Below are 15,666 nucleotides of genomic sequence, written 5' to 3' on the forward strand. Positions count from 1 at the left end.
ATTATAAATATAATAGCTAAATTAAAATTTAAGTAAATGAAAACTTTAAAAATTCTAGTAGCAGTAGCTTTTGTGATTGCAGTAAGTGCTTTTGCATTAAATAAAGTGTCTGTAAATAAAATTATTAAAGGATACTCGATTGGAGATGTGGCTACAGATTTTAAATTGAAAAATATAGACGAAAGTTATGTCTCTTTAGCAGATTATAAAGAAGCCAAAGGTTTTATTATAATTTTTACTTGTAATCATTGTCCTTATTCTGTTGCTTATGAAGATAGAATTATAGAATTAAACACTAAATTTAAGCCATTAGGATACCCTGTAATTGCCATAAACCCTAATAATCCAAAATCTTACCCTGAAGACAGTTTTGATAATATGAAAATAAGAGCTAAGGAAAAAGGTTTTACTTTTCCTTATTTACTAGATGATGGGCAATCGATATATCCTCAATATGGAGCAACTAAAACCCCTCATGTTTATGTTGTAGAAAAAACAATTAAAGGGAATGTAGTTAAATATATAGGAGCTATTGATAATAATTACAAAGATGCCAATGCGGCTACTAAAAAATATGTTGAAGAAGCAGTATATGCATTGTTAAAAGGTGAAAAAGTTCCTGTCCAAATTACAAAAGCTATAGGTTGTAGTGTTAAAGCATAATTTTTAATCTATTATCTATAAAGTTTAATTCTGCTATTTTTAATAAATGAATCGTTTAGTTTTTATACAATTTATAAAGTACTGTTTATATTTGTAAGGATTATAAAAAAAGAAAAGTCTAATTTTTAAGTATAATAAAGTTATAATGGCAGAAGATATCACAAAAGAAGAATGGCAAGAACAAATTGCTAACGATAGTAATGCAATTATTTTAGATGTAAGAACAGAAGAAGAGGTAGAGGATGGTTTTATCCCCAATATGTTGAATATAGATATTCGTATGGGACAAGGTTTTCTTGATGAAATAGCGAAGTTGGATACCTCTAAAAACTATTATGTGTATTGTCGTTCTGGGGCAAGAAGTGCTCAGGCTTGTACATTAATGGATCAAATGGGATTTTCTAAGACATACAATTTAATAGGAGGTTTTATGAATTGGGATGGAGAAATCTCCGAATAATCTATTATATGGTTTTAAAAAATAAAATAATCATAATCATTGTTGTTTTATCCATACTTAGCTGTAATCAAGCAAAAACCAAATCTGTAATAGAAGTGATTACAGTAGAAGAGATGGATTCTCTTTTACAGATGGAAAAAGTACAGCTTATTGATGTAAGGACTCCTCAGGAGTATGCTGAAGGGTATATTGAAGGGGCCTCGAATATCGATTTTAGAAATGAAAATTTTGAAGAGCTTATACTAAAAGTAGATAAAACCAAACCTGTAGCTGTATATTGTGCTAAAGGGGGAAGAAGTAGTAAATGTTCGGAGTTTATGAAAAAAGCAGGTTTTACTAAGATTTATGATCTTGATGGAGGGATTACAGAATGGAAATTTAAAGGGAAAAATGTAATTAAATGATTTAATAGCATATTTATATCAAAAAGCTGAATTTCTAAGTTTTTTTAACTTAGAAATTCAGCTTTTAACTTTTTAAAAAGCTAATCCTTTATAAAAAGTATCATCGACTAACCTAGCACTCCCAAGAAGTATAGCTTTTTCTTTAAGTTCACTTTTGTATATTTTAATAGTGCTGCATCCTAGTGAATGAAGCCTTTTTTCCAGATTTATAGCAAAAAATGGCCATGCTTTAGCAATACTACCACCGATAACTATAGCCTCTGCATTATAAGATTGTAACCACGGATTTAAGAAATCTCCTAAATTCTCAGAAAACTCATTGAAAATCTGTTGTACAATAGCATCATTTTTTAAAGCAGCTTCTGTTAACTCATCTATAGTTTTAATTGCTATATTGGTAAGCTCTTTATAACGTTTTATAAACCATCGAGTAGAAAAGAAATCATCCGCTATTCCACCTTTATAAGGAATATGATATAATTCTCCATCTTTAGGTATTCCTTCTCCAGAAAGTAAAGGAAGCCCATGAAAAAGAAAAGAAGCACCAAACCCAGCTCCTAAGGTTATTCCTAGCCCTCTTCGAATAGATCTAAGTTTCCCTTTCCATACTTCGCCAATACCAAAACATGCAGCATCATTATAAAACCGAACAGGAAGATTGTCAGGTAACTGTAATTTATTTTTTAATATTTCCTTTATGTTAAAACAAAAAAGAGAAGTGTATTTTTGTTGCATTTTAAAAGCAAAAATACCATTGTAATAATCAAACGGACCAGGGATAGCTATACCAATACCTTGCATAGGCTTTTCTAGGGTGTCTATAGCTTTTTGTAAAGCAAATAGCCATCGTTCTAATATTTCATCAGCTTCCGCCTTATTATCTACAGAAATAGAAACCAGATTAGTTTCTGATAATTTGTTTGTTTTGGAGTCTACTCCAGCTACAGTAATATAATTACCTCCAATATCTACTCCTAATATCATATTTATTTATGTATATTTTATTGAATATCATTTGCTTGAAATTTCAGTTAATTACAAAATAACAATTTAAAAATAGTTTTTTAATCCACGTTATGGAGCTTAATTTCCTAAGGTTTGCCTCGAAAACAAAATATATTTTCGAAATTATATCTCATGAGGTTGCTCTGAGGTTAGTGATTAAATTGTTTTTTTGACAAATTAATGATATTTCATAAGAAACCTCAAGATTTTTTCTTGAGGTTTTTTATTAAAAATTTAAAATTAGTATACAATCTTATATTATGGATTAATTTTCGGAATGTTATTCATTTCAAAAATGATCTCTCCACCATTAATTATATCTTTGTGAGAAATTGTAATGTCGTTTATAGCTTTGCCATTCACTAAAATTTGATGGACATAGATATTGTCTTTACTTTGGTTTTTAGCTATTATAGTTAATTTTTTTCCATTTTCTAAATGTAGTACTGCTTCTTTAACCAAAGGACTTCCTATTGCATAATTTGGAGATCCTGGAGTAACAGGGTAAAATCCTAAACTACTAAATATATACCAGGCACTCATTTGTCCAGCATCATCATTACCGCATAATCCATCAACGGTAGGTCCATACATGGTATTCATGATCATACGAACACGTTCTTGAGTTTTATGTGGTTTTCCTGTCCAATTATATAAATAAGGTATATGATGCCCTGGTTCATTGCCATGTACATAATTTCCAATAATCCCGTCTCGGGTTATATCTTCATGTTTCTCGATATATTTATCTTCTAATTTCATAGTAAATAAAGAATCTAGGTGTTGACTAAAACGTTCGTTACCGCCCATCATTTTTACCATTTTTTCTAGTTGATGAGGTACATACAGACCATAATTCCATGCATTTCCTTCAATAAAACCTTGTCCATGTGTATCTAAAGGATCAAAATCTTTTCTAAATTCTCCATTAGCTAATTTAGGACGCATATATCCAATTTTTGGATCATATACGTTATTGTAATATTCTGATCGATTTAAGAATATATCCGTAGTTTTTTTATCAGAATTGCTTTTGGCAATTTGTGCAATGCACCAATCATTATATGCTAACTCTAATGTTTTAGAAACAGAAGAGTGGCTTTTATCTTCTGGAACATAATGATACTTTATGTAATCACCTAGACCATCAAAATAAGAAACATTAGCAGTGCTTACTGATGCTGCTAAGGCTTTCTTTTTATCAAAATCACCAACCTCTTTAGCAATAGCATCGGCAATTACCGAAGTTGCATGATATCCTATCATGCACCAATTTTCATTAGCATAATGACTCCAGATAGGTAACATATGATGCACACTTTGTTCTTGATGCGCAAGCATAGATTTAATCATATCGTTATTACGGCTGGGTTGGGTAATGTTGAATAATGGATGTAGTGCTCTGTAGGTGTCCCAAAGAGAAAATACTGAATAATTTGTAAAATCTTTGGAAGTATGAATATTTTGATCCAATCCAAGATAGCTGCCATCTACATCTTCGTAAAGAATAGGGCTAAGCATGGTGTGGTACAAAGCAGTATAAAATGTAGTTTTGTCTGCTTCGGTAATGGTTTTTATTTCAATTTTTGATAACTCATCATTCCATTTTTGTTGTGTTTCTAATTTTGTTTTTTCGAAATCCCAAGCAGGTAATTCTGCTTCCAAGTTTTTTAAAGCACCAGCAGTACTAACAGAGGAGAGCGCAAATTTGATGTTGATTTTTTCATTAGCTTGCGTTTCAAAATTAAAATAAGCTCTTATATCTTTTCCTGCCATTTCAGGGAAATTTTCTTCTTGTTTAAATCGGCGATAAAATCCATCATATTTTACAGAATCATACTTTTGATGTCCATAACTTTTAAAAGGTTTGGAGAATTGCATGGCAAAAAATACTTTTTTTGTTCTTGCCCATCCTTTGGTTTGTCTATAGCCAGTTACCAGAGAATCATTTTCTACTCGTAAGAAAGTCCATACATTTTTGTCATCATGATGGTATACATTGTAAACTAAATCTAGAAGAATGTGAGCATCCTTGGTTTTAGGAAAAGTATATTGATGAAATCCTACACGTTCTGTAGCAGTAAGTTCTGCGATAATATTATAATCCTTTAGTTTTACTTTATAGTATCCGGGAGAAGCAGATTCTTCTTTGTGAGAGAATGTAGAGTAAAATCCTTTTGTGTTCTCTTTAGTTTTTATAGGATCAAGAATTAAGTCACCCGTAGTTGGCATAACTAAAAAATCCCCTAGATCCGAGTGCCCTGTACCACTTAGATTAGTATGAGAAAAACCAATTATAGTAGTGTCCCTGTATTGATATCCTGCGCAGTATTCATAGGTTTCTTTATTATAACTCCCATCTTTATTAAACATTACTTCAAAATTTGTTTGAGGGCTTAGTTGTACCATTCCAAAAGGGGCTGTTGCTCCTGGATAAGTATGTCCCATTTTACTAGTACCAATAAAAGGATTTACATATTGGGTAAAATCTGGTTTTTGAATAGTTTTTGATATAGGGGCCTGGATCGCAGAGTCTTTAATGTTTTTCTTACAAGAAGAAAAGCAAAGTATTCCTGTTAGTAGAAGTATTATATGTTTCATTGTTATGTGCTTTTTTATTATCAATTTTATAAAGAGATGATTTTTTGTGTATTTTTAAGAAGTAACTTTCTTTCTGCCATAAAAAACAATATATAGATAACAGATTATGACCAGAATAAAAGCAGTTTTAAACCCCGTTTGATCGGATAGTAATCCAAATATAGGTGGGATTATTGCCCCGCCAACAATCATTGTGCATAAAATACCTGATGCTTGTGGTTTTAAATCTTCTAAACCTTCTAGAGATAAGGAAAATATAGTAGGGAACATTATAGAGTTAAACAATCCTACTGCAAGAATACTCCACATAGCTATAAAACCAGAACTGGAAATAGAAACTAAAATTAATAAAATAGCTCCAATTGCAAAGAAACTTAAAACTTTTGCTGGTTTTATGATTTTTGTTAAATGTGCTCCTATAAATCTACCAAGCATAGCGCCACTCCAGTAAAAAGTAAGGAAAGCACCTACTATTGCATTATTATCTAAATCTTCACTATTAGATCCAAGAATATTTTCAGAAATACTTCTCATAAATTCACTTTCTTTAATTAAAGTAGCCAGATTCATATCTAAAAAATAATTAATTAGATAACTACCTATTGCAACTTCAGCCCCGACATATACAAATATCCCGATAGCTCCCATAACTAAAGACTTGTTTTGTAGAGCTTTTATATACCCGCCTTTTGGACTGTTCTTTATTAGTTTTGGTAGTTTTACAAATATAAAAGCAAAAGCTAATAAAGCTACAAACATTGCAATACCAATAAAAGGAGATTGTACAGCAGCAGCTTCAGAAATATAATAATTTTCTTTATCCAGAGTGTTTAAAGCAGCAATTTCCTGTGGACTTTTAACTTTGTCACTTAAAATAAACATTGCGCCAATAGCAGGTGCTATCGTGGTACCTAAAGAGTTAAATGCTTGCGATAAGTTAAGTCTGCTAGAAGCACTTTCTTCTGGGCCTAAAACTGCAACATAAGGATTTGCAGCAACTTGCAGAATAGTAATGCCACTAGCTAGCACAAAATAAGCTAACATAAAAATACTAAATTCTCGATAGGATGCGGCAGGATAAAATAATAAGCACCCTGTTGCAAGGGTTAGTAGACCTAATAGAATACCTTTTTTATACCCAATTTTGGATAAAATAAATCCAGAAGGAATGGATAATAAAAAATAAGCACCAAAAAAAGCAAACTGAACTAATCCTGCTTGAAAGTAATTTAAAGTAAAAACTTCTCGAAGCCTTGGTATTAAGGAGTCGACTAGTACTGTTATAAATCCCCACAAAAAGAATAAGGAAGTTAAAAATATAAAAGCACTTTTATATGTTTTATTATTTTTCAAAATAGTGTTTTTAGATTAAAAATAATTGTATGTTTTTTAATACATACTTTTAATTCATTATGTTGTATCCTAAATAATCCTTTGTTTTGATTTAGAAACAAAGGCTTTTATAGAATGTATCGTTTACTAGTCTTGCTCCACCTAATAATATTGCTTTTTCTTTTAGATCACTTTGGTGTATTTTGATAAAACACCCTTGGTTTTTTAGTTTATGTTTAAGGTCATGAGCAAAAAAATCCCATGCTTTAGATATATTACCACCAATTACAATAGCATCTACATGGTAGCCTTGTAACCAAGGCAATAGAAAAGTAGCTAAATTACAAGAAAACTCTTCGAATACTTGAGTTATACATATATTAGGCTCTGAACTATTGGTTAAATCTTTTACTCCGTTAATGGTAATACCTGTTAAGCTTTCATATTTTTTAATAAACCATCGAGTAGAGAAATACTCATCTGCAATACCATCTTTAAATGGAATATTGTATAGTTCACCATTTTTAGGAACACCATTTCCATGAAGTACAGGGAGTCCTTCCGATAAAAATGTAGTACCAAAACCAGTTCCTAAAGTTATGGCTATTGCTTTTTTTGCAAATTTAAGCTTGCCTTTCCAAGCTTCTCCAATTCCAAAACAAGCTGCATCGTTATAAAAGCGTAAGGGTATATTATCGGATAAGGATAATCGTTGAGCAATGATTTTTTTAATATTTAAACCATATAATGAAGTGAATTTATGCTCCATTGTATAAGCAAAAACACCTCTGTTATAATCAAAAGGACCAGGTAAAGCAATACATATGCCTTCTAATTCTTCTTTTTTACTAATAGCAATACTTTTTTGTAAGGCATAGATCCAATTATCTATAATATCATTTGCCTGTGCAGTACTATCCACTTTAATAGATACTAAATTAGTATCTAGTATTTCATGGTTTTGGGTTTCAATGCCAGCTACGGTAATATGACTTCCTCCTATGTCTACTCCTAAAATCATCTGTTGCTTTACTATTTGTTGTTTAGTGTGTTCGTCTATTATTAGTTGTTTAAGAATAGTTTTTACACTTTTTGTTTTTTATTGTTCGTTATTCAGGTAAAATAGATTGGAAGAATCAATTTCTTTTTTTTCAAAATCAGGACCGCTCCAATATACTTTTAAGCCAATATTGTCTGAGCATTGAAAGTACTTTATTGTAAACCTATGCAACCCTCTAGATAAAATTATATTATTTTTTTGAGTGAAACTAAACGATTTTCTTCCGTCACTTTCAAATAGTTCTTTGTTGTCAATCAATAATTGCGCACCATCATTGGCTGCTATTTCAAAGTTGTATAATCCGTTTTTAGGAATATTAATAAAACCATCAAATTCAAAACCTATCCATTCATCCCTTAATCTAGATTGTATATTTATATTGTCAGTTTTTCCTTTTTGTACAGGTTCATCATCAGAAAAATCATAAACAGATCTAAAAATACCTTCATAGTACTTATAAGAAAGCCCGTTTTCAAGTTTATTTTTTAATTTCTGAGGATCTACACTTTCTAGTTTCTCTAAAAATAATGGAGTAGTGTAACTAGATCTTAGATTACCTTTAAAAGCTTTTATTTTTAAGGAGGTAGTTTCTTTTATTTCGAAAGGAGTAGTGTATTTTGCACTATTTTTTGTGGGTTCGCTACCATCTGTTGTATAGTATATTTCTGCATCTTTTGTGTCGCAATCTAAAGAGATGGTTTTGGTATCCAGAAATGTGGTGTAATCTGATTTTAAGTAAGGAATGTTTACTGTTTTTTGAGTGTCAGACATAGGTCTGTTGGATAGATCGGTACCCCAAGTTTTATTAGGTGTATCTGTCATTTCAAAAACTAGTTCTCCTCCATTTAAAATATCTTCATGTTTAAGGTATGTATTAGGGTAATCTTTTCCATTTAACTTTAAAGATGAAAAGTGAATATTTTTTTTACTGGCATTATTCGCTTTTATGGTAAATATTTTTCCATTATCCAAATGAATTTCAGCTTTTTCGAAAGTAGGGCTTCCAATTACATATTCTGGAGCTCCAGGAGTTACAGAGTAAAATCCAAGACTGCTAAGTACATACCATGCAGACATTTGTCCGCAGTCATCATTACCACATAATCCATCAGGTTCCGAAGTGTACATTTCATTCAATATCTTATGGATTGTTGTTTGGGATTTCCATGGTTTACCAGCATAATTATATAGGTAAGCAAGGTGATGACTAGGTTCATTACCGTGAGAATATTGACCTATAAGTCCAGAAACATCTGAATCTTCACTAATTTCTTCACCAGAGTTTTTAGAAAATAAATTGTCTAACCATTGATTAAATTTTTGATCACCACCAACTAGATCAATCACACTAGCTATATCATGTGGGACAAAAAGGCTGTATTGATATGAATTTCCTTCTGTGAAATTAAAGTTGTAGGTTTTTTCTACCGATGTGGGATTAAAATCTTCGTACCATTCTCGGTTAGAGTATCTGGGTCTCATAAAACCTGTTTGTTTATCAAATAAGTTAACAAAAAATCGGGATCTTTTAGAGTATTCCTCGTAGATGTCTGTTTTATCTAAAGCTTTTGCCATTTGTGCAATACACCAATCATCATAGGCATACTCTAACGTTTTGGATACAGATTGACTACTTTTGTTAGAAGGAACAAACCCTAATTCGGTATAATAATTAATACCTCTTTTTTTTACATTAGAGCTTTCTATCATTGCTTGTAGGGTTTTTTCAGGATCTATATTTGTAATTCCTTTTAAATACGCGTCGGCTATGACAGAGACTCCATGATATCCTATCATGCACCTAGTGTCATTTGCTGCGAGTTCCCACATTGGAATTTCTCCAAATTGTTCATGTTTTTTTTGTAATGTAACTACAATATCTCTGGTTACTTTTGGTTCTATAATAGTTAATAAGGGGTGTAGACCTCTAAATGTATCCCATAAGGAAAAAACAGTATAATTATTAAACCCTTCTGCTGTATGGATTTTATCATCCATACCTCGATATTTACCATCTATATCGTTATATAAGTTTGGGGTTAATAAGCTATGATATAATGAGGTGTAGAAAATTTCTTTTTTATCTTCATCGCTATCTGTGATTTTTATTTTGCTTAATGAAGTATTCCATATTTCTTTCGCTTCGTTTTTAATTTTATCAAAATCCCAATGAGTAAGTTCTTTTTTTAGGTTTTTCCTTGCTCCTTCTATACTAACTGCAGAGAGAGCTACTTTTACCAGAATTTCATCTTCTGAGCTATCAAAATTAAGAGCTGCTATTATTTTTTTATCATTAAATTCTGAACCAGTATTTTCAATTTTTTGTCCATTAAGAATTTGATAGGATGTTATAGGTTTAGAAAATTGTGCAACAAAATATTGACGTTGATTTCCTGCCCAAGCTTTAGATCTTCGATATCCTGCTATTTCTGTTGTGCTAATAATTTCAAACTTTGCTTCGATTACTGGATCTCTATGTTCAAGATCAATAATGATACTGGTGCTATCTGTTTTTGGATAGGTATATCGGTGTACTCCAACTCTTTTTGTTGTTGTTAATTCTGCTTTTATATTATAATCATCTAAGGTGACAGAGTAATATCCAGGTTCTGCAAATTCACGATTATGAGAATATCTAGAACGATATCCTGAATCAGGGTTTTCGGGACTACCTGCATTGTATTTTATTTTTCCTGTAACAGGTATGAATAAAATATCGCCTAAATCAGGAACTCCTGTGCCAGAAAGATGGGTGTGTGTAAAACCAATAATAGAGGAGTCTGTGTAATCATATCCAGCGCATGCAGGCCAGCTGGTATGATCGTTTCTGGTGTCTGGACTTAGTTGTACCATTCCGAACGGTAACATAGGCCCAGGGAATGTATGTCCAGGGGATTTTGTACCAATAAAAACATCAACATAATCTACAGGCTGTTTTATTTTTATATTAGAACAGCTTATTCCTAAGCCCCCTAGTATAAAAAAGATAAGTGTTTGTTTTATTATAAAACATTTCATAATTCTTATTTTTTGACTAATACTATCTATATTTTAGTAATATGAGAAAGACAGAATCTAAAAATGATCCTGCCTTAATCTTAAAACAACAAACAATAATTTATATAGCAACTCATTTATATTTAGTATCCAGAATTTTGTTTTAAAGCCCCTTTAGAGGAGTTAATTGCGTCTAGTGGAATTGGATAATATTCATTTTTTTGACTAGTAAAATTAGCTCCATTAAGATATACTCGTTTAGAAGATTCTTCATTAATGTATTTGTTTAATACTTGTGGAGCTATCCCCCATCGAACAAGGTCAAAAAAGCGATGTCCTTCGGATGCTAATTCTAATCTTCTTTCAAAGCGAACAGCTTTGATCGCATATTCTTTATCAGGAAATGATGTATATTGATTAATTCTATAGTTTGCTGCTGGGGTACCGTCTGGATTTTTTACAAATCCATCAGGATTAGCAGCTCTTGCTCTTATTTGGTTTACCAAATTCATAGCCTCTCCTAATAATCCATTTTCTGCATAAATCTCTGCTCTCCATAGTAGTATATCAGAATATCTTATTAATGGGGTGTTTATAGCATTATATTGTGGTGCACTGGCAGCAGAAATTGTTCCTTCTTGAGATTTTAGAACTTCATGTTTTTTTCCTACATAAGGACCACCATTAGATTGATCCCGTATCCATCTAGATCCGGGCATAGGCCCCCAACCAAGGTATTCAATACCTCTTCTGCCTACTGTCCAGTCCAATCTAGGGTCTAGGTTTCCGGTATAAAGAGTAGTAAATGGTTCGTCTGAATTTATGCCTTGATCGTTGGTAACATCAGATTCATTAAAAGAATCTAATAATGGCAATCCATTTGTGTCTGTTTTAAATGCATTAACCAGATTTTGACTAGGCTGAAAAAAACCACAACATCCTCCTCCGGGAGCATCAGATCCATAAGGGTGATTTAATCGGTTACCTCTATTTCCATTAATATAACCATCTCCACCATCATTTACAGAATTTTGAACAGCAAATACAGATTCAGAATTATTATCTTTTTCTCCATTAAAATTATCATGATAATTAGGTACTAATTGATAAGGACCTTCGTTAATTATATTATCTAGAACAGTGCTTGCAGCTTGATGATCTTTTTGAAACATATGTGCTTTTGCTAGGTATGATTTTGCGACCCAAGAAGTAGCTCTTCCTATTTCATCTTGAGTTTCAGGAAGATTATTTATTGCGTAAATAAGATCTTCTTCAATCATAGGCCATGCATCTATTTCATTGGAAGGGGTTTCTGTAAGGCCTCTAGTAATAAATGGGATGTTATTCCAAATTTTCTTAGCATCCATATGATAATATGCCCTTAAGAAACGTGCTTCTGCACCAAATACTATTAATTTTTCTTTAGCAGTACCTTCTTCTATAGCTTTTTCTATAGACTCTAAGGTTTGATTGGCTCTGGATACACCTTCAAATAGAGATTCCCATTTTCTGGTAACATAGATGTTAGTCGTTCCTGAGGAGAATCGCTCTACATCATTCAATGGCGGTTGGTCATCTATAGAAGATCCTTTATGAAAATCATCAGAAGCTACATCTCCTAACGCCCAGTTAGATGCAGGAGCCCAGAAATAACCTGGGTTGCCGTCTAGTATAGCATACGCACTTGTAAGTTGCAGATCTACCCATTTCTCATTATATTCTATTAGACCTTCAACAAGAGCTCCTTGTGGTTCGATCTCAAGTTCTCTATCACAAGAAAGTATGCAAAGAACTACGGATATAAAAATGATTATTTTTTTCATGTATTTATATTTTGAATGTTTTTGTAATAACTATAACAGATATGTTTTTAAGTAAAACAAAATGTTTTTTCTAACGTATGATTTACAGACTAAGGTTAACCCCTAAAAGAAATGACTTTGCAACAGGATATGCTCCTCTATCAATACCTATATCTAAATTACCAGAAGTACCTCCATATTGTAAATTAATTTCAGGGTCTAAACCAGAATATTTAGTCCATGTATATAAGTTCTTTGCTTGAATATAAAATCTTAATTTTTCAATTTTCAATTTTGATATTATTTGCTCAGGTAAACTATAGCCTAATTGTACATTCTTTACCCTAAGGTAAGATCCGTCTTCTATGTAATAGTTACTTGCACTAGAGTAATGTTCTGCAGGACTATTTGTTAATTGTGGTAATGTGCCCGAAGTATTTGTAGGACTCCATGAATTTAAATAGTTTCTGCTTTTTGCACCTGGAAAACTATTGAAATCTGTAAAAAATTTAGTGAAATTATAGATATCGTTCCCTTGGCTTCCTTGAAAGAATATGGAGAAATCAAAATTTTTGTAGTCAAACCCTGTAGTAAAGCTATACGTGAAATCTGGGTGAGGATTTCCTATAAAACCCCTGTCTTTGTCTGTAATTACACCATCATTGTTAAGATCTCTGTATTTAAACGTTCCAACATCATAACCAGAGTATTTAGCTGCTGTAGCAAGTTCTGCTTGGTTTTGTATAATGCCATCAATAATAAACCCATGAAAAGAAGAAATGGGTTGACCAGCTTGCGTTCTTGCGGGTCTAGTTTCTCTTGCCAAGTTTCCTTCTATAAAATAGTCTGAATTATCTCCTAATTCTTTTACTTTGTTTTTATAGGCGGATATATTTACAGAAGTATTAAATTTTAAATCCTTACTAATTTGCTTACTATACCCTAGGGATAGATCGAATCCATTATTTTCTACTGTTCCTCTATTTAAGTATTTTGCTTGAGCATTACCTATAATAGTTGCATTAGCTTGTTTTTGAATTAATAATTTTTTGGTAACTGAATTATATAGTTCTAAATTAAATTGAAAAGTATTGTTAAATAAAGCACCATCAATCCCTATATTTTTTGTGCTTGTATACTCCCATGTTAAATTTTTATTACCAATAATAATTTGACTATATCCAGGCAAAACATTTGAATTGGCACCTAATAAGTCATAATTTGTATCATCGTTATTGATATACTGGCTATATATTCTTCCTTGTGGAATACTTTCGTTTCCTAATTCTCCGTATCCAGCTTTTATTTTAAGATCATTAATAAAAGAAACATTTTGCATAAATGGCTCATTAGATATTCTCCATGCAGCACTGTAACCAGGAAATAAATCAGCTCTATTGTCTTCGGCAAATTTAGAAGAAGCATCTCTTCGTAGGGAAGCAGATACTAGATATTTGTCTTTGTAATTATAATCTACTTTACCAAATACTGAAAAATACCCACTTTTATTCCCTGTACCATTATTATCTCTTGTTCCTTCTCCTCTGTTTAGATATCTGTAATTTATATCATTAATCAGAAACTCTGTTCTTGATGCACTTAAGAATTTATTTTGTGTTTTGTTACTTTCTGTACCAGCCATGATATCAAGATTATGTTCTCCAAAAGTTTTTGAATAACTAAGCGTGTTAAACCATGTAGTTGCGATAGCATAATTATTTGTTTCTGTTAATCTATTAACATTATTAGGTTCTGCTACTTCTGGATTTAAAAATGTAAAAAAGGAAGCGTTATTAGTATCGTAGTCAACACCTAAATTGGTTTTGAAGGTAAAATTCTTTAGAAAATCTATTTCTGCATAAATACTACCGATAGTTCTAATTCTTCTTGTTAAATTATCTTTGTTTCGTGTAGCACTTGCTACAGGGTTAATACCATTGCCCAAACCAGCACTTTGTGGGCCAGCATAATTGCCTGCAATGTCGTATACAGGGATTATAGGTTGTGCTCTATAAAGGAAAGAAATATCTCCATCTGTAAATTGACTTCCTGTAGAGCCTACTCTATCTGAGTATGAGATGTTAAAAGATTCTCCTATTCTAAAATTATTAGATATTTTAAATTCTGAATTTACTCGTAATACATATCGGTTAAATGATGTATGCAATGTTACACCATCTTGTGTCAAAGCTCCCATTCCTACATGAAATTTTGCGTTTTCAGAGCCTCCAGAAATTCCTAGATTATAATTTTGAACAAAAGCAGCGTTAAAATACTCATCAAACCAGTCTGTACCATTTTTGTTAGCCCTTGTGATTTTATTGTTTTCTGGATCATAAGCAGATAAATCTGTAACAAAGGATCCTGTTGGAGTCAAGAAAGTAGGTAAAATAGGTCTAGCCCCATTACCGTATTGAGGATGAGAAGGTGCGGTGCCATCATTTAAAAAACGAGCCCAAACTATGTCTGCGGTTTCTTGTGGAGATAATAAATCTGGAAAAGAAGATTCTGGAACATTATCTATACCGAGATATGAATCAAAGGTAAATTTTGTATCACTATTATATTTTCCTCCTTTTGTGGTGATAAGAATAACCCCATTGGATGCTCTAAACCCATAAATAGCAGAGGAAGAGGCATCTTTTAATATTTGCATAGATTCTATATCGGCAGGGTTTAATTGATTTATTCCTGTAGTTGTTGGTGTACCGTCGATTACATATAAAGGATCATTGTTGTTAATTGTTCCAAAACCTCTTATTCTTACCATTGCTTCTCCTCCTGGTCCTCCTTCAGAACTTACTGTTACTCCAGAAGCAAGTCCTTGTAAAGATTGCTCTATGTTTACAGGAGATGTTGCTGCAAGATCTTCAGCTTTTACAACGGTAACAGATCCAGTTATGTTTCTTACCGATTGTTTTGAGTATCCAGTTACTACAATTTCATCTAATTGATTAGAGTTTTCTTGCATAATGATATCATACACTCCAGATTTTACTACTGTTATGTTTTGAGGTTCCATACCTAGATAGCTAAATAATAATGTTTCTCCAGGTAAAGCTTTTAAAGAATAGTTTCCATCAAAGTCGGTTTGTGTTCCTTTAGAAGTGTTTTTTATGATAATGTTAACACCAGGCAATAGCATCTCATTACTATCTGTTACTTTACCAGTAATTGTAACTTCTTGTGCAATTATTTTATTGGTAAATGACATGAAGGTAAGTACAAAAAATAGGTATCCTAGTTTATTCTTCATATTAAAATTGATTTAGTTAATTATTTGACTGCTGATTTTTACAATTTGTTCTTCTAAAGCAATTATGTTATTAAAGGGTTAATAAT

10 protein-coding genes are annotated in these 15,666 nt (G+C 31.9%); 3 read left to right on the forward strand and 7 right to left on the reverse strand.

Translation table 11 applies throughout. The annotated features are described in order from the left end of the window. Nucleotides 1–36 precede the first annotated feature (36 nt). From H527_RS0107515 to H527_RS0107525, 3 genes are all read left to right on the forward strand, one after another. Nucleotides 37–663 carry a thioredoxin family protein gene (locus H527_RS0107515; protein ID WP_027412135.1) on the forward strand — a complete coding sequence of 209 codons (627 nt, stop codon included), beginning with the start codon at nt 37–39 and terminating at the stop codon, nt 661–663. 145 nt (nt 664–808) lie between these two features. Continuing rightward, nucleotides 809–1,123: a rhodanese-like domain-containing protein gene (locus H527_RS0107520; RefSeq protein ID WP_035087615.1), complete on the forward strand. Its 315-nt coding sequence runs from the start codon at nt 809–811 to the stop codon at nt 1,121–1,123. An 8-nt stretch (nt 1,124–1,131) separates the two neighbouring features. Continuing rightward, nucleotides 1,132–1,527 (forward strand): rhodanese-like domain-containing protein, encoded by a 396-nt coding sequence (locus H527_RS0107525; RefSeq protein WP_035087617.1) that lies wholly within the window; start codon nt 1,132–1,134, stop codon nt 1,525–1,527. Between the two features lie 72 nt (nt 1,528–1,599). Here the strand turns inward: H527_RS0107525 and H527_RS0107530 are convergent, their stop codons facing one another. From H527_RS0107530 to H527_RS0107565, 7 genes are all read right to left on the reverse strand, one after another. Next, nucleotides 1,600–2,511, reverse strand: coding sequence for an ROK family protein (locus H527_RS0107530; RefSeq protein WP_051316679.1), 912 nt, complete (start codon nt 2,509–2,511; stop codon nt 1,600–1,602). Nucleotides 2,512–2,790: 279 nt separating this feature from the next. Beyond that, nucleotides 2,791–5,133, reverse strand: a complete 2,343-nt coding sequence (locus H527_RS0107535) for a GH92 family glycosyl hydrolase (RefSeq protein WP_051316680.1) — start codon at nt 5,131–5,133, stop codon at nt 2,791–2,793. Between the two features lie 54 nt (nt 5,134–5,187). Then, a complete protein-coding gene (locus tag H527_RS0107540) occupies nt 5,188–6,486 on the reverse strand; it encodes a sugar MFS transporter (RefSeq protein WP_027412140.1) in 1,299 nt (432 codons plus the stop codon). Nucleotides 6,487–6,577: 91 nt separating this feature from the next. Continuing rightward, nucleotides 6,578–7,486 (reverse strand): ROK family protein, encoded by a 909-nt coding sequence (locus H527_RS0107545; RefSeq protein WP_035087619.1) that lies wholly within the window; start codon nt 7,484–7,486, stop codon nt 6,578–6,580. Between the two features lie 78 nt (nt 7,487–7,564). Continuing rightward, entirely contained in the window at nt 7,565–10,543 is a 2,979-nt protein-coding gene (locus H527_RS0107550; protein ID WP_081414568.1) for a GH92 family glycosyl hydrolase, read from the reverse strand. Nucleotides 10,544–10,665: 122 nt separating this feature from the next. After that, the gene (locus H527_RS0107560; protein WP_027412143.1) at nt 10,666–12,345 is read right to left on the reverse strand and encodes a RagB/SusD family nutrient uptake outer membrane protein; all 1,680 of its coding nucleotides are present in this window, start codon (nt 12,343–12,345) and stop codon (nt 10,666–10,668) included. An 82-nt stretch (nt 12,346–12,427) separates the two neighbouring features. After that, on the reverse strand, nt 12,428–15,580 hold the full coding sequence (locus H527_RS0107565) for a SusC/RagA family TonB-linked outer membrane protein (RefSeq protein WP_027412144.1): 3,153 nt from the start codon (nt 15,578–15,580) through the stop codon (nt 12,428–12,430). Nucleotides 15,581–15,666: the final 86 nt, after the last annotated feature.

It is taken from the genome of Aquimarina muelleri DSM 19832 (assembly GCF_000430665.1).
In the GTDB taxonomy this organism is placed as follows: domain Bacteria; phylum Bacteroidota; class Bacteroidia; order Flavobacteriales; family Flavobacteriaceae; genus Aquimarina; species Aquimarina muelleri.